This window comes from Gordonia effusa NBRC 100432, from assembly GCF_000241305.1.
Lineage (GTDB): Bacteria > Actinomycetota > Actinomycetes > Mycobacteriales > Mycobacteriaceae > Gordonia > Gordonia effusa.
Map to the genome: position 1 here is coordinate 1 of NZ_BAEH01000055.1, position 17027 is coordinate 17027.

A 17027-nucleotide genomic window follows, 5' to 3' on the forward strand; every position below is an offset into this window, starting at 1 on the left:
ACCCCGGGCGCAGCCGCGGCCCGCCTAAGCGCCAATCCCGCTGTGGTGACTGGACTTTCGATCGCCTTCGCCGAGATAGCGGCGGTCGGCGGCCTGGTTCTGTCGCTGGCACCCGGCCTGCCGGTCTCAGTATTCGTGACCACGATCTCGTTCGTGATCTACCTGATCTGCCGGTTCGCGGGTCCGCGCGTAATCGCCTCGCGCAGCAGCAAACGCAGACTGCAACCTGCGGTCTGACGCCGCGCGAGGGAACATCTACCTCGCCCAGCCCGACATCGCAGACTAGAACCTGCAACCTCAGCCGACGCGAGGGAGCACTCCCCTCACTCAGCCCCAGGACGCAGACTCCAGTCCTACGGCCACTTCGCCGGCGGCTCGGCCGCAAGGTACGACAGCACTAGCGGATTGAAGACCTCGGGCGCCTCGATCGGCAGGATGTGCGTCCCGGGCAGCACCGCGAGACGACCGTTCGGCAATGCGTTCACGACGTCGATGGTGTGTTGCAGGTCCACGACGTCGTGGTCAGCTTGCACCACGAGCGTCGGATGCTGCACTCGCGCGATCTGATCGAGCGCCAAGTCCGGTTCGACGCTGATCAGCGTCATCGTCTTAGCCAAGATCGTGTCGAAATGCTCGGGACCGTCGGGCGACGATGAGTCGTAGTAAGTACGCAGCATGGCGATCGTCTCTGGATCACGGGCTCGAACCGATTCGAACCAAGTATCGGCCAGCTCGCCGGTTCGATTGAAGTATTGGCCGATCAACACCATCCGATGCACCAAGTCCGGCCTCGTCATCGCGACCAGCAGGCCGACGACGGCGCCGTCGCTCCAGCCGACGATATGCGTTGGTTGATCGAGCACGGCCTCGAGATAGTCGATGGTCTCGGCGGCCATGTCCAGATAACTGAACGGCTCGACGTGATCGGGACTGTGCCCATGTCCGCTGCGTTCAGGCGCCAGCACACGCAATCCGGCCGCACCGAAATCGGCGAATTGCGCGCCCCACGTCGCAGCGGACGCAAAAGCACCATGCAGCAACGTCACCGGATGCCCGGCTGGTTCGCCACCCTCGTAATGCCAGATTCGGCGCGGCCCAAGTGTCAGGTAAGTACCGCCATCGACGGTATCGTCAGGGTTCGCGTTCATACTGTTGTTCAGTCTGGCGGACGAAGACGGGTTTGAGGGGAACGATTGCGAATCGAAAGAACAACATCTCGTGCAGTGGCCGCGATCTTCGCGCTTCCGGTGGCCGCCGCGATATTCACCGGGTGCGGGTCAGCCGAGCCGACCCCAGCCGCGACGTCGACGGTGACGTCGGACCCGACGCCCACCCTAATCAGCACTCGCACGCCCGCATTCTCGACATCGACCACTCCGGACTATCCACCGCCATACATCGACCACGTGCAGTGGGCGACTACCGATGTCGGCGCGAGTCTGCAGGTATATCCGACCACGTCGGGCCGCAAGACCAGCGCCGAGAGCGCCGGAGCAGCGGCGTGGCGCGAGGTGATCGCGGCCGAACCGTCGGCGAATACTCCGACGATGAAGGCCCAATTCGATTGCCATTGGACCTTTGCCCGCCTCGTCGATCCGATGAAAACCAGCTGGAATCTGGAGCCGGCGCGGCCGGTGGTCACCGACGACGAGATGATCGCCACCCGATGTAATCCGGGTGGAGCCGAGGAAGGCCCGGCAGGTTAGGTCCTAACCGACCAGCGCGTGCACCTTCTGCCAGGTCTCCCGACGCACCGACTCCGGGTTGTGCTCAATCCGCGGTGGCACGTCGAGGATCATCACGCTGCGCGTCGCTTCGTCGTATGCCGGCCACTGCCGTTCCGGTGTTCCGGTCCGCGCGAACACCGACCAATGGCGCTGCACCTGCCGGGTGATCTGCGCGGTCCGACGCCACTCGCCCAACGCGAGTCCCGCGCCCAGCGCCATCCGGTAGGCACCGAAGACCGCGAATAGTTCGGTCGCGTGAGTAGCGCCAAATCCGGTCCAGCGCAACACCTTTGGATTGAAGTCGTAGCGGTAGACAAAGGCTGGCGAATGCCGGATGTGTCCCTCGACGAAAGGCATCATCGGCCCCCAGAACACCGCGTCTCCCGCCAGCCGGACGTCGGCGCGAGGATGACCGTCGTTGTAGACGGCGGAGAGCGCCGCACGATGTGCGGGGTCCTGTACCCCGATCAGCGCCTGCTCGCCTTCGGGGAGGATATTCCACAGCTTGGTGAAGAGATTGCCCTCTTCTTTGTTGCTGCCGATGATCAGCGGCACTCGATGAGTCTCGCCCGCCAGTGCGGCCTGCACCGGACGTTTCGGCAGGTAATCGCCATCGACGACGGGGCCAAATGGGATCGCGGCCTTGGCTCCGGCGCGCACGGCGAACCGGGTCAGCCGATCGGTGGCTTCGTGGATCTCCCGCGCAGACGACTGCGCGAGCAATTTCTGCGCCTGTTCGGGGCTGATCGGCTCCTCGGTGCGCTCCATCGTGCGCGACTTGCGCCGCGGGTCTTGCAGCAGTCGCAGGAATTCGTCGGCGAAGACGTCAGCTTCGTCGCGGTCGATGACCAGGTCCAATGCCGGACTCTCACTGATCACCTTGGTGAACAAACCTTCCGCGGCCGGCGTGGCCATCAATGCGGTGACCGCCGAGCCACCCGCACTCTCACCGAAGATCGTCACATTCGCCGGATCGCCGCCGAAGGCCGCGATATTGTCGCGTACCCATTCGAGCGCCGCGACCTGGTCACGCAGACCGTTGTTGTTGGAGAAGGTCTTCTCCGGCGTCGAATAAGCGCTGAAGTCGAGGTACCCGAAGGCTCCGAATCGGTACTGCACCGTCACCACGATGACGTCACCGTCGCGCGCCAGCAATGCGCCGTCGTATAGCGGCGTCGCGGTGGTACCGAGGATGTAGGCACCGCCGTGGATGAACACCATCACCGGTCGCGGGCCAACCGAAGTGCGCTGCGGCGCAAAGACATTCAGCGTCAGACAATCCTCACTCATCGGCCAGAACTTGCCGGGCGCGACTGCCGTGACCTCCTTGCGCTGAATTTCGGCCTTGCCGTATTCGTTGGCGTTGCGGATGCCCGGCCATTTCGGCGCCGGCTCAGGAGCGGCGAAACGTCGCTGAGCCACCGGCGGGGCCGCGAACGGAATACCCTTCCAGCTGGTGGTTCCCGCGCGAGTGCGCTTGCCTCGCACACCAGCGACCACGCCCTGCGTGGTTACGACATTTACATCGTTGACTGACATGGTTACCAACATAACTTACGGATACGCACACAACTAGGATGAGCACTATGGCTGTCATCGACCTCAACGCTGATCTTGGCGAGGGAATCGGTGACGACGAAGCAATGCTCACCCTGGTGACCAGCGCGAATATCGCGTGCGGCTTCCACGCTGGAACTCCGACGCTGCTCGCGGAGACCTGCCGCGCGGCTGCCGTGCGCGGCGTACGAATAGGTGCGCAAGTCTCCTATCCGGATCGTTCAGGTTTCGGACGCCGGTTCATCGACATCGCTTACGACGATCTGGTCGCCGACGTCATTTATCAGATCGGAGCGTTACGCGCGCTGGCCCACGCGGCTGGTTCGACCGTCAGCTATGTCAAACCGCACGGCGCGCTGTACAACACCGTCGTGCACCACGAACGTCAGTCGGCGGCGGTCATCGAAGCGGTCCGCGGCGTCGACGCCGATCTCGCCGTGATGGGCCTGCCGGGTTCACAGATATTGCGTGACGCGCGGGCCGCTGGCTTGCCAACTATCTCCGAGGCATTCGCCGACCGCGGCTATCGACCCGACGGCACCTTGGTGCCGCGCGGTGAGCCCGGCGCGCTGATCACCGACAGCGCCGACGTCGCCAACGCAGTGGTGCGGATGGTGACGTCGAATACGGTGACGGCCATCGACGGTTCGACGATTTCGGTTGCGGCACAATCTATTTGCCTACACGGCGATACTCCCGGTGCCGTCGAACACGCACAGGCTGTACGTCACGCACTGGCAGCGGCCGGGGTTACCATCGCCGCGACCGGCTAACTACACCCGACGTTGCCGCGAGAATTCCGCGAGCACCACACCCGCGGCCACCGACGCGTTCAAGCTTTCCACATCGCCGGCCATCGGAATCGACAGAATAGAGTCGCAGGTTTCCCGCACCAGCCGCGAGAGTCCCTTGCCTTCAGACCCGACGACGATAACGGTGCCACCAGTGCCGTCGTACTCGTCCAAGGTGACGTCTCCGTCGGCGTCGAGTCCGACGATCTGTGTCCCGTTGGCAGCCCAATCCTTCAGCGTCCGAGTCAAATTCGGCGCTTGGGCAACGGGAAGCCGGGCGGCGGCGCCCGCGCTGGTCCGCCACGCGACCGCGGTGACGCTCGCGCTCCGACGTTGCGGGATCAGCACGCCGTGCCCACCGAATGCCGCGACCGAGCGGATGACCGCACCGAGGTTGCGCGGGTCGGTGATGTTATCGAGGGCGACGAGCAGCGGCGGTTCACCGCTGGCCACCGCGTCTCGCATCACGTCGTCGGGGTGCGCGTACCGATATGGCGGCACCTGCAATGCGATGCCCTGATGCATACCGTTGGTCGACTGTCGATCCAGCTCGGCCTTGGACACTTCGAGAATCGCGATGCCACGGTCCCCGGCCATCTTCACCGCCTCGGTCACTCGCTCGTCGGGTTCGACGGAGGTGACCAAATACAACGCTGTCGCAGGAACTTTCGCGCGCAGGCATTCGACGACGGGGTTGCGCCCAAGCACATATTCGAAGGCATCCTCGTCCTTGCGGGACCGTGGCGCGCGCCCGGTCGCCGACTTAGCGGCGGCCTTGGCTTTCTTATGCGCTGGATGATACGGGCGGTCAACGGCTTTCGGTGTCGCGCCGCGTGCCTCGAGGCCGCGTCGGCGCTGACCGCCGGAACCGGCGACCTGCCCCTTCTTGGTCCCCGACTTGCGGATCGCACCCTTACGTCGGGAGTTTCCGGCCATGATGGCCTCCTTTGAGAGTTACTAGCCTTTGAGAGTCCACTGGGCACCGTCGGGCGTATCGGTAACCTCAACGCCCGCTTGCGCCAACCGATCTCGCACAGCATCGGCGGTGGGCCAGTCCTTGTCGGCACGTGCGCGAGTCCGGCGTTCGAGTTCCGCGCGGACAAGTACGTCGAGTGCCTGCGTCGCCGCCTCGTCCTGGCCGGCGTCGGCGGCCCAATGCGGGTCCAGCGGGTCGACACCGAGGATACCCATCATGGCCCGCACCGAGGAAGCCGCGGCAACCGCCGCATCCGCATCACCCGACTCAAGCGCCGAATTGCCATGTCGCACAACGTTATGGATCACCGCCAGCGCGGCGGGCACGCCGAGGTCGTCATCGAGTGCGGCCGCGAACTCGGTGGTCACATCGCCGACTTCGACGGCACCTGCCCGCGAATTAACCCGCTGCACAAAGGATTCCACCCGCCGAAAACCTGCCGCCGCCTCGTGTAACGCGGCTTCGGAATATTCCAGCATCGACCGATAGTGGGCGCTGCCAAGGTAATAGCGCAATTCGACCGGACGGACCCGCTTGAGCATTTCCGGAATCGCCACCACATTGCCGAGCGACTTGCTCATCTTCTCGCCGCTCATGGTCACCCAGCCGTTGTGCAGCCAGTACCGCGCGAACGGGTCACCCGCGCCGTGACTCTGCGCGATCTCGTTCTCATGGTGCGGAAACACCAGATCCATTCCGCCGCAATGGATATCGAACTCGGGGCCCAGCAGACCGGTGGCCATCGCCGAGCACTCCAAATGCCAACCGGGACGTCCGTCGCCCCAGGGCGTCGGCCACGACGGCTCGTCGGGTTTCGCCGCCTTCCACAACGTGAAGTCGCGCGGGTCGCGTTTGCCGGTGCCGGCACTCTCGCCCTGATGAACATCGTCGAGTTTATGTCCCGACAGTTCTCCGTAGGACGGGAGACTGCGCACGTCGAAATACACATTGCCGTCGGCCGCGTAGGCGTGACCACGCTCGATCAGCCGTTCCATGTAGCTGACCATCTGCGTGATGAATCCGGTGGCGCGCGGCTCGGCCGACGGTGGCAACACACCGAGGGCGTCATAGGCCGAGTTGAAGGCGCGCTCGTGGGTAGCGGCCCATTCCCACCAGGGCCGACCTGCGTCGGCCGCCTTGCGCAGAATCTTGTCGTCGATGTCGGTCACGTTCCGGACGAACAACACGTCGTTGCCGTGATAGGCGAGCCAGCGCCGCAGCACGTCGAATGCGATGCCGCTGCGCACGTGACCGATATGCGGGATGCCCTGAACCGTTGCGCCACATAGGTACACCGAAACTTGTCCGGGGCGCAGCGGGATGAAATCGCGCACCTCTCGAGCAGCGGTGTCATACAGAGCAAGGGTCACGACGGGCCATCTTACCTGGTGAGTTACGCCAATCCGGCGACCGGTCGGTTTGCGCGGACGAACCGATCGATCTTTATCGATCGATGACGAGTGCGGTCGCCACCGCGGCGATACCTTCGCCGCGGCCGGTCATCCCCAGGCCGTCAGTCGTCGTCGCCGACACCGATACCGGGGCACCGAGTGCTTCGGTGAGTACCCGCTGCGCTTCTTCCCGACGGGGACCTATTTTGGGGCGGTTCCCGACGACCTGAACAGCGCCATTTGCCACCCGCAGGCCCTGCTGCGCGACCAGTTCGGCCACATGGGCCAGCATCGCGGTTCCCGAGACTCCGGCCCATTCCGGCCGACCAGTGCCGAAGACCGCCCCGACGTCGCCCAAGCCGGCGGCCGACAACACCGCGTCACATAAGGCATGTGCGCCGACGTCTCCATCGGAATGGCCGGCGCAACCGTCGTCGTCGGGAAAGTAGAGGCCGACCATCCAGCAGTCCGCACCCGACTCGATGGGATGTGCGTCGGTTCCGATGCCGACCCTCATGACAATTCCTCCGGTCCGGATTCGGCGACGACGCTGCGCGCGATCCGCAGATCCCACGGCGTGGTGATTTTGAACGCGAGGGCGTCACCGTCGACAACATGTACGGCAATGCCGCTGCGCTCGGCCAGGCCGGCGTCATCGGTGGCGAGTTCGGTTGGATCGGCGTACGCACGGGTCAGAGCTTCGAAACTAAATCCCTGGGGCGTCTGAATCGCCCGCAACGTCTCGCGATCCACGGTTCCGCGTACGGCGACTTGTTCGCCGTTCACGGCTACTTCTTTGAGCGTGTCTACCACCGGAATTCCGGGAACCACCGCGCGGTGGCCGCTCGTCACCGCGTCGACGACGCGGTCGAATACCGAGGTCGGCGTCAGCGGACGGGCGGCGTCGTGCACCAGGATCACTTCGGTTTCCGGCGCGACGGCGGTGATGTGCTCGATACCGGCCCGGACCGAATCGCTTCGTTGGGCACCGCCGGCGGTGACGTGGACGCGCGGCCGCGCGAACATCACGTCCAGCCGCGCCCGGACGACCAAACGTCCGGGTACCACGACGACGATCAGGTCCACCGCGGGGAGTTTGGCGATCCGCGACACGGCATGTTGCAGAATCGTGCGATCGTCGAGTTCGACGAATGCCTTCGGCACCGATTCGCCCAGTCGCTCACCCGAGCCCGCGGCGACGACTATGACAGCGGTGGGAACCCGACGTGGAACACCGGGCAGATAGTGGACGGTCACGCAGCGCGGCCCCCCGACCGAATTCTCTTGTGGCCGATCAGGATGCCGCCGCGAGCACCTCGTCGAGAATGCTGGTGGCCTTCTCGTCGTCGGTGTTCTGCGCGAGCGACAGCTCGTCGACCAGTACGCGCCGCGCGTGGGTCAGCATGCGCTTCTCACCTGCGGACAGACCGCGGTCTTGGTCACGACGCCACAGGTCGCGAACGATCTCGGCGACTTTGATGATGTCACCCGACATCAACTTCTCCTGGTTGGCCTTGAATCGGCGCGCCCAGTTAGTCGGTTCTTCGGTGTGCGGGGCCCGCAATACCTGGAAGACCTGATCGAGACCTTCTTCACCCACGACGTCGCGAACGCCGACGTATTCCAGCTTCGACGAAGGGATCTGAACGGTCATATCGCCATCTTGAACCTTGAGGACAAGGTATTCGATAGCTTCACCTTTGATGGTCCGAGTGACGATGTCCTCGACCCGAGCAGCACCGTGATGTGGATAGACAACGGTGTCGCCAACTTTGAAATTCAATGTTCCGTGCCCCTTTCGAGTAAAGCCAGTCTAACACGGACGCCTGACCCGCTCTGAACAACGGTGCAGGTCAAGGGACTAGTGGGGACTCAAACCGCTGGCCAGAGCTCTGCTACGCCCAGTAGTAGCGTGTGGCCTGGGCCACCGGAACCTCCTCTCGCCACGACGCCCGCGACCACATTCTTCGCACCCGGGCAGACAACCGATAGAACCGCCCACTACGCTGCGTAGTGCAGGTTGTCACTAGGACTTTTTTCGCACACTGGGAGGAACGGTGTCCGTGCATACTCTCTCCAAGCGCCGGTTGTCGTCGGCGTTCGCTATCGCGGCGGTCGGCTTCGGAGTTGTGCTCAGCAGCACCGCATGTAGTGCCGGGCAGGTTTCTCAGAGCGCCAATCAGGCAGCAGCGATCAACGGCGCGTCGGTGAACTTCGATCAGCTCGCGCTGCGCGATGTGCAGATTCTGTACCCGGCCAGCAAATCCGACGAGGTATTCGGCAATGGTGGGCCGTTCAAGGTCGCCTTCGTGATCAGTAACAACAGCCCTGACCACTACTACCGGCTCGACAAGATCACTGCTCCGCAGGGAACCGTCGAGATCGAGAACTCGGTCGGCGATCGGGTCATCTCCCCCGGTGGCGCCCTGCGCGCCGGTTCGCCGGTCGGGTTGCTCACCGCTGAGGCCGACAACGAAAAGCGCCTGGTGGTTACCCTGCGCGACGCCGGCAAGACCGTTGCGGCCGGCCTGACCACCAAGCTGCGATTCACCTTCTCAAAGGCATCGGTGATCGACAAAGACAAGTTCACCACCGTCACCGGCGATGTCGTCGCCGATACCCCGGTCGACGTCGGCACCTACGCGACCCGCGTTGACCAGCCGCGGCAGGCAGAGGAGCCCGAAGGCGGAGAGCACTAGCCGCTTCATTCTCTCCAAACGCCCCATCGACATTCGTTGTCGGTGGGGCGTTTTACGCTGTGGGGCATGGCTAAACCGCGCTCGACGTTCCGCTGCACCGCGTGTGGCCATCAGACCCCCAAGTGGGTTGGACGCTGCCCCGAATGCGGCGAGTGGGGGACCGTCGACGAGGTAACGGTGCTCGCGGCATCGTCGGCCAAGGCGCGCGCCACCGGTGTAGTCGCGCCGGCGAGCCCGGCCAAACGACTCACCGACATCGACCCGCAAACGTCGGCGGCGTTTCCCACCGGCATAGGCGAACTCGATCGCGTGCTTGGCCGGGGTGTCGTACCGGGTTCGGTGATCCTGCTCGCCGGTGAGCCGGGTGTCGGTAAGTCGACGCTGCTACTCGAGGCGGTCAAACAGTGGGCGCGGCAAGGGAAGACGGCGTTGTACGTGACCGGTGAGGAATCGGCCGGTCAGGTCCGATTACGCGCCGAGCGGACCGACGCCGTCCACGAGAACGTCTATCTCGCAGCCGAATCCGACCTTTCCACCGTTCTCGGCCATGTTGTCGAGGTATCGCCGACGCTACTCATCGTCGACTCAGTGCAGACGATGGTCGCCGGGGACGTCGATGGCGTCACCGGTGGTGTCACCCAGATCCGCGCTGTCACAACCGCATTGGTCTCACTCGCCAAGAACAACGGCATCGCGGTCATACTCGTCGGCCATGTCACCAAGGACGGCAACGTCGCCGGACCGCGTTCGCTCGAGCATCTCGTCGACGTTGTGCTGTCCTTCGAGGGCGACAAGCATTCCAGCTTGCGGATGGTACGCGGAATCAAGAATCGTTTCGGCGCCGCCGACGAGGTCGGTTGTTTCGAACAACGCGACGACGGCATCCACGAGGTACCCGATCCGTCCGGAATCTTCGTGCAGCACCGCGACGAGTCAGCCGAAGGATCGGCCACGCTGGTCCACATGGATGGCAAACGCGCACTCGTCGGCGAGGTGCAGGCACTGGTAAACAAGAGCGAGATGAACAACCCCCGCCGGGCGGTCTCCGGACTCGATTCGGCAAGGGTCGCAATGGTTCTCGCCGTCATCCAGGGCAGAATGAACTTCACCGAATTAGGCAAATGCGAGGTCTACACCTCGACGGTGGGCGGCATGCGGGTGACCGAGCCCGCCGCCGACCTTTCCATCGCACTGGCGGTCATGTCCGACTTCAGCAAACGAATGATCAAGCCGCACACGGTGATTATCGGCGAGCTGGGTCTGGCCGCCGAAATCCGGCGCGTGTCGGGGATCGGCAAGCGACTCTCCGAAGCAAAGCGGCTAGGTTTTCGCCATGCGATCATTCCCGCCGGAACTCCCGATGACGATGTGCCCAAGGGAATTTCGATCCGCCGCGTGAGTCATCTCGCCGACGCGGCCGAGGCCGCGCTGGGCAGCGCGAACCAGCGTCCAAAGCGGAAGCCCACGACCGACGATATCGGCGAAGCGCCGTTCTGAGCGCTACTGTCCGTCACCCGTCGGGGTGATCTTCGAATAGTGCTCTGCCACTTGCGAGTTCGCCACATATTTTCCGTAGTGTGCGGCGCCGTTGACCTGAATGAACAACGCCCGTCCGGTCGCGACGACCGGCGGCTCGGTATTGACGGCGGGATCCTGAAGGTGCGCAACCACTTCGGTGTAGATCTTGCGACGCTGCTTCGCGAGGATCCGCCCCTCGAAATACAGCGTCGAGCCAAGTGGAATCGGCGCGGAGAAGTCGATTTCGAGATGCGCGGTCACCGCGCCCGGACCGATAAGCAACGGCAGATGACCCATCACCTCGTCGAATGCCGCCGACAGCACCCCGCCGTGAATGGTCCCCGGGCCGCCTTCCATCCGGCGCTGCACATCCATCTTCGCGCGGACGGTGAATCCCTCCGCGGCGTACACCTTGATGCGCAGTCCTTCGATCGCGTCGTCGCCGCAGCCGTGGCACATGGTGTGGTGGAGATCGATCAGCTCACCCGCGCGCCGCGCCTTCGGGTGGCGGGTCAGCACTTCGGAATCCTCGGGTACTACAAATGCACTACTCACGCCCAGATACCCTATCCGCATGCCTGACGTCGTGAAATCCGGTCTCAATCTGGAGAAGACTATGTCCGATCTGACCCGGGAGACCCTGGCGCGCGTCGCACCGGGCAGCGGCCTGCGCGACGGCCTGGAACGCATCCTGCGCGGCGGTACCGGCGCTCTAATCGTCCTCGGCCACGATTCCGACGTCGAGAAGATCTGCGATGGCGGCTTTCATCTCGACGTCGAGTTCGCGCCAACCCGCCTGCGCGAACTATGCAAGATGGATGGCGCGGTTGTCCTGTCCACCGACGGCAAGCGCATAGTGCGAGCCAATGTCCAGCTCGTCCCCGATCCTTCGATCCCGACCGAAGAGTCCGGCACGCGGCACCGAGCCGCCGAGCGCACTGCCATCCAAACCGGGTTCCCGGTCATTTCGGTGAGTGCGTCGATGTCGATCGTCAGCGCCTATGTCGACGGCACTCGCCGCGTCGTCGAATCCCCCGACCCGATTCTCTCCCGCGCCAACGTCGCACTGGCCACCTTGGAGCGGTACAAGACGCGGCTCGACGAGGTGAACGCACAGCTATCCCGAGCAGAGATCGAAGACTATGTGCTGCTGCGCGATGCGATGAGTGCCGCGCAGCGGATGGAGATGGTGCGCCGAGTGTCGGTGGAAATCGAGGAATACGTCCTCGAACTCGGCGTCAACGGCCGCCAGGTGAGCCTGCAGCTGGAAGAACTCATCAGCGACAACGACACCATGCGCGAACTCCTTGTGCGCGACTACTATTCGACGCCGGAACCGGCTAGCACCGAGGAGGTGCGGGTCGCACTCGAGGCGCTCGAAGAACTGTCCGACGCCGATCTACTTGACCTCACGTTGGTCGCCGGCGCCTTCGGCTACCCGACAACGGTTGAGGCACAAGATAATTCGATGAGCCCACGCGGTTATCGCCTGCTCGCACGGATCTCACGACTGCAGTTCGCGCATATCGACCGGCTGGTACGGCATTTCGCCACCCTGCAGGCCCTATTGGCAAGCAGCGCAGCCGATTTGCAGGCCGTCGAAGGTATCGGCAGCATCTGGGCCCGACATATCCGCGAAGGATTGTCGAGATTAGCCGAGACGAGTATCGAGCGGTACTAGGATTTCGCGTCGATCAGCCAGGCGACCGGACCTGTTCCATCGGTCCAATACCCCTCGAGTTTCGCGACCACTTCACGCGGAAGTGGTGCCGGAATCAGATGCGGCATAACCACTTCGACGTCACCGTCCGACTCGGTCAGCCGCCCGCTGCCGCGCACCTGCGCTCCAGACGGCACGGCGACGCCATGCTGATCGCCACCGGCGATCACTTGCTCGGCTTCTCGCCCACGGTCAATCATGGTCGCGGTAATGACTGCGAGGAATACCGGATCAGTGGTACCGACGTAAATATGGCGTGGACCGAGGATGGAGTGTTCCATCGTGGTCATCAGTTCGCCGGAAGCCAGCGCTGCGCCGCGGTAGGTCATCGGTATCTGGTAGATCTGGCCATCGATCTGCCCGCGAGTGAGGATGGTTTCCATCCCGACTTCGCCCTCGGGATCATCGAACCGATAGGAACCGACTCTTTTAAACCGCTGATCCGCAGGGCCTCGATACCACGACTGGCGGGGCAACCACTCGGCGATCAACTCACTCTTGCGAGGCGAGATAACAGCTTCCGGGTGGACCGTCGCCATGATCTTCTACGGCTCCTGTGCCGGGGCTACAACGTTGAAAGTGATTGGCGCCGACTCACGTTCGCCGATCTTGCCGATGGCTTGGTAGGCGCCGACCGGAATCTGTACGCGGGGCTTGTTGCAGCCGGGACTCGACGTGGTGCCCGACCAGGTGATGTTGTCTCGTACCTGTTGCGCCGGCTGAAGCTGTTGGTTGTTCACCGTTTGCAACGGTGAACAGTCCCGCGCCGACCACAGCGTCCGCGTGCCGTCGAGCGTGCGGACCACCACGTTCTGGGCAGCCTTCCCGACGTCGCGGGTGCACGCGGTCAGACCGGCATTCGTCGTGACGATGGTGAACTGCGGCTGGTCACCGGTCTTGTAGGTCGGCTTGTCGGTATAGAGGACAACCGAGATGTTCTGGTCGGGGCATAGTCCCGACGCGGGCACCGGAGCTGGCGCCGCAGCAGAACTCTGTCCGGGCGTCGCCGACGCCGACGCTGACGTCGAGGGTGTGCCGCTGGTGTTATTGCCCTGGCCAGTGCCACCCTGGTCGCCGGTTTGGGCACCCGGAGCGGGAGATTCGGACGGATCGGCGGCCGTCGGTTGCACCGGCTCGCTACTCGACGGCGTCGCAGCAGTTTGTTTGGGATCGTCCGAACCCGACGTCGTCCAGACGATCAGCGCTATCACCAAACCGACGATGGCCAATGCACCGACGCCTGCCACAACGCGTCGTCGCCAATAGATCTCCGGCGGCAATGGTCCTTGCGGTTCAATCACATTGCCCACGCTAGTGGTCGTAGCGGGCCGGGTACTTTACCTAATGCGGCGTGTCGGGACTTTATGACTCGCCGATGTTGCCCACAACGCCGCCGAGTTCTACATGGCCGTCGCTCAGCCGGTAGGTCAAGCCGACGATGGCGAGGTCGCCGGCATCGACGCGGTCCCGGATCAGGTTGCTGCGCTGGGTGATCAATGCACCAGTCTCCTGCACGTGGCGCGCGACGAATTCGTCGACGGTCGTCAGGCCCTCACTCTTACCTTCCAAGACGCTCGGTGCGATCTTCTCGACGACCGTTCGGATGTGACCGCCGGGAATCTCCAGATCGTCGATCGCATTCACCGTCGCGGTCACGGCTCCGCACGAGTCGTGTCCCATCACGGCGATGAGAGGTACGCCGAGAACCTCCGTCGCGTACTCGATCGATCCGATGACCGAGGAGTCAACAACATGCCCCGCGGTCCGCACCACGAACATGTCACCGAGTCCCTGGTCGAAGATGATCTCAGCGGCGACTCGCGAATCCGAGCAACCGAACATGACGACGCTTGGCGACTGTCCGTCGGCGAGCCGGGACCGATCTTCGATACCCTGGCTCGGGTGTATGGACTGGCCCGCATAGAAGCGGTCGTTGCCGTCGCGGAGTTGCTGCCATGCCTGTGCTGGAGTGATTCTCGCCATGACTAGCAGTGTGCCACCCCGCCGACTGCTCGGCTGGTTCGACCGGGTTGAGCGCGACTTGCCGTGGCGCTCACCGGGAGTCACGCCGTGGCAGATTCTGGTGAGCGAAATCATGCTTCAACAAACGCCAGTCGCGCGAGTTCTCGGACCGTGGTCGGCGTGGATCGAGCGCTGGCCAACGCCATCGGCGTTGGCCGCCGCGCCGACGTCGGACGTCTTGCGCGCGTGGGGCAAACTCGGCTATCCGCGTCGCGCGCTGCGACTGCGGGAATGCGCCGCGCTGTTGGCCGCCAACCACGGCGACACCGTCCCCGATGATGTCGAAACCATGCTGAGCCTGCCCGGAATCGGCGACTACACCGCACGGGCGGTTGCCTGTTTCGCCTACGGGCAGTCGGTTCCGGTTGTCGATACCAACGTGCGCCGCGTCATCGCGCGGGCGGTTCACGGTCGGGCGATACCTGGTAGTCCCGCGCGCACCGACCTCGCCGACGCCGATGCCCTGGCGCCGCGGACACCGTCCGGGCGGTACGCGACGTCGGCGCCACGGTTCTCCGCCGCGTTGATGGAGTTGGGCGCGCTGGTGTGCACGGCCCGCAATCCTGATTGCGAGAACTGTCCGATCAGCGCGACCTGCGCATGGCTGGCCGCGGGAAGCCCGGCGCACGACGGCCCGGCGCCGAAACGTCAACAGTTCAAGGGCACCGACCGTCAGGTACGCGGACTGCTACTGGATGTGTTGCGCGACAACACTTCTCCCGTATCACGGGAGCGCCTGGACGTGGTGTGGCCCGATTCCGGACAACGCAACCGCGCGCTGGATTCACTACTTGTCGACGGGCTCGTCGAAGTCACCGACGACCAGTTGTACGCATTGCCGAGCTAACTGCGCGGAAGAAATGTCCCGACGCTTGAGCAGATGCTCATATGACACCTGACTCGCTCAGGGGACATAATTCCGCGGGTCATCACCCCGCAAGACCGGATAGAAACGCTTCAATCGCACCACGATAGAAGTGCGGGGCGTCGTCGTGCACAAGGTGACCGGCCCCGTCGGCGCGGATGTACTGCGCATTCTTGTTGTCCGACAGCATCTTTCGCATCTGACCTGCCGGCGTGACGGTGAATTCGGCTTCGATCAGCAATGCGGGCGCTGAGACCGCTCGCCACTGAGCCCAGAAATCACGATGCCCCCATTCTTCGGCGATCGCCGCCCACACCGGCAAGGTTCCATGCAAGCACCCATCGTCGAATGCCTCGTAGAAGTAGCGCCCAGCCACTTCGCCGAACATCTCTTGCGCATGATCAAGGGACTCGAATTGATCCGGCCACGAATCGAACCACGGGGTCCACGTTTTGGTGGTTTGGCCGCGAAAGTCGGGTGCCATATCTTCGACGACGAGCGCCGACACCAGCTCCGGATATCGGGCGGCGGTGCACCAGGCATGCAGACCGCCCATCGAATGCCCGATCAAGATCGCCGGCCCGCGATCGATCCAGGTGAGCACTTCGGCGACGTCGGTGACGAAGCGTTCGGTCGCGATGTCGGCCGACGGGATGAGCGTCGGGTCGTCGGGCACGCCATCGGATCCGGTGTGCCAGGCGGCGTCGAGGGTAAAGACGCGACCATAGTTTCGCAGCCACGGAATCTGACGGCGCCAAGTACGGCCTCGCCCCATCAGCCCGTGCAGCAACACAATTGGGCCGACGCCGTCGACGCGCCCGCCATAGTCACGCAGACCTGTCTCGTTCACTTCGTGTCGGCTCCGATTTCCGGGTTGGGATCTCCGACCGCGCAGCTGCGGATGGCGTCCGCGACGGCGAAGACCGTGAGCAGCCGAACGACATCGACATGTGCCCGCACAACACCGGTCGCAGCCGCGATGAAGCCGTCGCCGTCGAAGCGGGTATGAGGTGGAGTAAGCGCGCGGGCGAGGCCATCGTGGGCGCCCTGCGCCATGATCCGGCAACCTACTTTGTCGAGGTCGGCGTTAGTCACCACCACCCCGATGGTGGTATGTGTGCGGTCATCGGTACCGAAGGAGAAGACTTCTCGCAAGGCATCGACCGAGGTGGTAGTGGTCGGTAATCGCCCATCGTCGATGTCCCCGAAAGCATTTACCGCGACGAGTACCCAGACCACGACGTCGCCCGAAGTCCGAGTCGCGGTTGCGATACCTCCGGGTCGTGTCCCGGCTGGGCCGCGCCAGTGACTGACCCGCGCGCCAGTGCCCGCGCCAACCTGGCCGGTTTCCGGGCACTCGTTCGACGCACTGACTGCCGCCCGGTAACCTTCCTGCTCGCCCGGCCGAACCGCACTGTCGCCTATCGCGAGGTCGAAGAGGGCGAGGCTTGGGACGATCGGTACTGGCCCTCCCGGCGTCGGAACGCCGCGACCCAATTCCTCCAGACGCCTCATCACGCCGTCGGCAGCAGCCAACCCAAAAGCCGACCCGCCGGTAAGCAGTGCCGCATCGCAAGAGACGACTGACTTGTCGATCTCTAAGGCAGAAAGCTCCCGCGCTGCGGGGGCGCCTCCGCGGGACTCGTACGATGCCACCGTCCCCTGCGGGAAGTGCACGACGGTGCATCCGGTCTGCGCATTCTGTTCAGTCCAGTGGCCGACGGAGATGCCTGCGATGGGGATCTGCTGCACCATGTCGTA

Annotated in this window: 19 protein-coding genes and 1 pseudogene; 7 read left to right on the forward strand and 13 right to left on the reverse strand. The window is 64.0% G+C overall.

Annotated features, from left to right (window positions below):
• Window positions 1-237 (forward strand): annotated as a pseudogene (locus GOEFS_RS10215) (hypothetical protein); the annotation flags it as partial.
• 116 nt (window positions 238-353) lie between these two features.
• Here the strand turns inward: GOEFS_RS10215 and GOEFS_RS10220 are convergent.
• Complete coding sequence (locus tag GOEFS_RS10220) at window positions 354-1148, reverse strand: alpha/beta fold hydrolase (protein ID WP_007317826.1); 795 nt, start codon at window positions 1146-1148, stop codon at window positions 354-356.
• 75 nt (window positions 1149-1223) lie between these two features.
• Between GOEFS_RS10220 and GOEFS_RS10225 the strand changes: the two genes are divergently transcribed.
• Window positions 1224-1706, forward strand: coding sequence for a DUF2599 domain-containing protein (locus GOEFS_RS10225; RefSeq protein WP_007317827.1), 483 nt, complete (start codon window positions 1224-1226; stop codon window positions 1704-1706).
• 3 nt (window positions 1707-1709) lie between these two features.
• Here GOEFS_RS10225 and GOEFS_RS10230 read toward each other — a convergent pair whose 3' ends face one another.
• Entirely contained in the window at window positions 1710-3266 is a 1557-nt protein-coding gene (locus tag GOEFS_RS10230) for a carboxylesterase/lipase family protein (RefSeq protein WP_040524902.1), read from the reverse strand.
• A gap of 47 nt (window positions 3267-3313) precedes the next feature.
• Between GOEFS_RS10230 and GOEFS_RS10235 the strand changes: the two genes are divergently transcribed.
• The gene (locus GOEFS_RS10235) at window positions 3314-4057 is read left to right on the forward strand and encodes a LamB/YcsF family protein (protein WP_007317829.1); all 744 of its coding nucleotides are present in this window, start codon (window positions 3314-3316) and stop codon (window positions 4055-4057) included.
• Here GOEFS_RS10235 and rlmB read toward each other — a convergent pair whose 3' ends face one another.
• The 5 genes from rlmB to GOEFS_RS10260 form a co-directional block, all read right to left on the reverse strand.
• Window positions 4058-5011, reverse strand: coding sequence for a 23S rRNA (guanosine(2251)-2'-O)-methyltransferase RlmB (gene rlmB, locus GOEFS_RS10240; protein WP_007317830.1), 954 nt, complete (start codon window positions 5009-5011; stop codon window positions 4058-4060).
• 21 nt (window positions 5012-5032) lie between these two features.
• The gene (gene cysS, locus GOEFS_RS10245) at window positions 5033-6421 is read right to left on the reverse strand and encodes a cysteine--tRNA ligase (protein ID WP_007317831.1); all 1389 of its coding nucleotides are present in this window, start codon (window positions 6419-6421) and stop codon (window positions 5033-5035) included.
• A gap of 73 nt (window positions 6422-6494) precedes the next feature.
• Window positions 6495-6959 (reverse strand): 2-C-methyl-D-erythritol 2,4-cyclodiphosphate synthase, encoded by a 465-nt coding sequence (gene ispF, locus GOEFS_RS10250; RefSeq protein ID WP_007317832.1) that lies wholly within the window; start codon window positions 6957-6959, stop codon window positions 6495-6497.
• The gene (gene ispD, locus GOEFS_RS10255) at window positions 6956-7699 is read right to left on the reverse strand and encodes a 2-C-methyl-D-erythritol 4-phosphate cytidylyltransferase (protein WP_007317833.1); all 744 of its coding nucleotides are present in this window, start codon (window positions 7697-7699) and stop codon (window positions 6956-6958) included. The genes ispF and ispD overlap by 4 nt, the downstream gene beginning before the upstream one ends.
• A gap of 37 nt (window positions 7700-7736) precedes the next feature.
• A complete protein-coding gene (locus tag GOEFS_RS10260; protein WP_007317834.1) occupies window positions 7737-8225 on the reverse strand; it encodes a CarD family transcriptional regulator in 489 nt (162 codons plus the stop codon).
• 274 nt (window positions 8226-8499) lie between these two features.
• Here GOEFS_RS10260 and GOEFS_RS10265 point away from each other — a divergent pair, with 274 nt between their 5' ends.
• Window positions 8500-9141 (forward strand): copper chaperone PCu(A)C domain-containing protein, encoded by a 642-nt coding sequence (locus GOEFS_RS10265; protein WP_007317835.1) that lies wholly within the window; start codon window positions 8500-8502, stop codon window positions 9139-9141.
• Between the two features lie 66 nt (window positions 9142-9207).
• Window positions 9208-10638 carry a DNA repair protein RadA gene (gene radA, locus GOEFS_RS10270; protein ID WP_040524898.1) on the forward strand — a complete coding sequence of 477 codons (1431 nt, stop codon included), beginning with the start codon at window positions 9208-9210 and terminating at the stop codon, window positions 10636-10638.
• A 3-nt stretch (window positions 10639-10641) separates the two neighbouring features.
• On the opposite strand, the gene GOEFS_RS10275 is transcribed toward radA, so the two are convergent.
• Entirely contained in the window at window positions 10642-11235 is a 594-nt protein-coding gene (locus GOEFS_RS10275) for a PaaI family thioesterase (RefSeq protein WP_007317837.1), read from the reverse strand.
• Here GOEFS_RS10275 and disA point away from each other — a divergent pair.
• A complete protein-coding gene (disA, locus tag GOEFS_RS10280; protein ID WP_007317838.1) occupies window positions 11234-12340 on the forward strand; it encodes a DNA integrity scanning diadenylate cyclase DisA in 1107 nt (368 codons plus the stop codon). The two genes, GOEFS_RS10275 and disA, sit on opposite strands and share 2 nt — an antisense overlap.
• Here the strand turns inward: disA and GOEFS_RS10285 are convergent.
• From GOEFS_RS10285 to GOEFS_RS10295, 3 genes are all read right to left on the reverse strand, one after another.
• Window positions 12337-12918, reverse strand: a complete 582-nt coding sequence (locus GOEFS_RS10285) for a maltokinase N-terminal cap-like domain-containing protein (RefSeq protein WP_007317839.1) — start codon at window positions 12916-12918, stop codon at window positions 12337-12339. The genes disA and GOEFS_RS10285 overlap by 4 nt on opposite strands.
• A 6-nt stretch (window positions 12919-12924) precedes the next feature.
• Entirely contained in the window at window positions 12925-13680 is a 756-nt protein-coding gene (locus GOEFS_RS10290) for a hypothetical protein (protein WP_040524906.1), read from the reverse strand.
• Between the two features lie 61 nt (window positions 13681-13741).
• The gene (locus GOEFS_RS10295; RefSeq protein WP_007317841.1) at window positions 13742-14362 is read right to left on the reverse strand and encodes a carbonic anhydrase; all 621 of its coding nucleotides are present in this window, start codon (window positions 14360-14362) and stop codon (window positions 13742-13744) included.
• Here GOEFS_RS10295 and GOEFS_RS10300 point away from each other — a divergent pair.
• Window positions 14361-15248, forward strand: coding sequence for an iron-sulfur binding domain-containing protein (locus GOEFS_RS10300; RefSeq protein WP_007317842.1), 888 nt, complete (start codon window positions 14361-14363; stop codon window positions 15246-15248). The two genes, GOEFS_RS10295 and GOEFS_RS10300, sit on opposite strands and share 2 nt — an antisense overlap.
• An 82-nt stretch (window positions 15249-15330) precedes the next feature.
• Here GOEFS_RS10300 and GOEFS_RS10305 read toward each other — a convergent pair whose 3' ends face one another.
• On the reverse strand, window positions 15331-16116 hold the full coding sequence (locus GOEFS_RS10305; protein WP_007317843.1) for an alpha/beta fold hydrolase: 786 nt from the start codon (window positions 16114-16116) through the stop codon (window positions 15331-15333).
• The gene (locus GOEFS_RS10310; protein ID WP_007317844.1) at window positions 16113-17021 is read right to left on the reverse strand and encodes a P1 family peptidase; all 909 of its coding nucleotides are present in this window, start codon (window positions 17019-17021) and stop codon (window positions 16113-16115) included. The genes GOEFS_RS10305 and GOEFS_RS10310 overlap by 4 nt, the downstream gene beginning before the upstream one ends.
• Window positions 17022-17027: the final 6 nt, after the last annotated feature.

Bases quoted from the DNA above. Each gene is read 5' to 3' on its own strand.
- GOEFS_RS10220 (WP_007317826.1), bottom strand. From the start codon at position 1,148: ATGAACGCGAACCCTGACGATACCGTCGATGGCGGTACTTACCTGACA.
- GOEFS_RS10230 (WP_040524902.1), bottom strand. From the start codon at position 3,266: ATGTCAGTCAACGATGTAAATGTCGTAACCACGCAGGGCGTGGTCGCT.
- GOEFS_RS10235 (WP_007317829.1), top strand. From the start codon at position 3,314: ATGGCTGTCATCGACCTCAACGCTGATCTTGGCGAGGGAATCGGTGAC.
- rlmB (WP_007317830.1), bottom strand. From the start codon at position 5,011: ATGGCCGGAAACTCCCGACGTAAGGGTGCGATCCGCAAGTCGGGGACC.
- ispF (WP_007317832.1), bottom strand. From the start codon at position 6,959: ATGAGGGTCGGCATCGGAACCGACGCACATCCCATCGAGTCGGGTGCG.
- radA (WP_040524898.1), top strand. From the start codon at position 9,208: ATGGCTAAACCGCGCTCGACGTTCCGCTGCACCGCGTGTGGCCATCAG.
- disA (WP_007317838.1), top strand. From the start codon at position 11,234: ATGCCTGACGTCGTGAAATCCGGTCTCAATCTGGAGAAGACTATGTCC.
- GOEFS_RS10275 (WP_007317837.1), bottom strand. From the start codon at position 11,235: ATGCGGATAGGGTATCTGGGCGTGAGTAGTGCATTTGTAGTACCCGAG.
- GOEFS_RS10285 (WP_007317839.1), bottom strand. From the start codon at position 12,918: ATGGCGACGGTCCACCCGGAAGCTGTTATCTCGCCTCGCAAGAGTGAG.
- GOEFS_RS10300 (WP_007317842.1), top strand. From the start codon at position 14,361: ATGACTAGCAGTGTGCCACCCCGCCGACTGCTCGGCTGGTTCGACCGG.
- GOEFS_RS10295 (WP_007317841.1), bottom strand. From the start codon at position 14,362: ATGGCGAGAATCACTCCAGCACAGGCATGGCAGCAACTCCGCGACGGC.
- GOEFS_RS10310 (WP_007317844.1), bottom strand. From the start codon at position 17,021: ATGGTGCAGCAGATCCCCATCGCAGGCATCTCCGTCGGCCACTGGACT.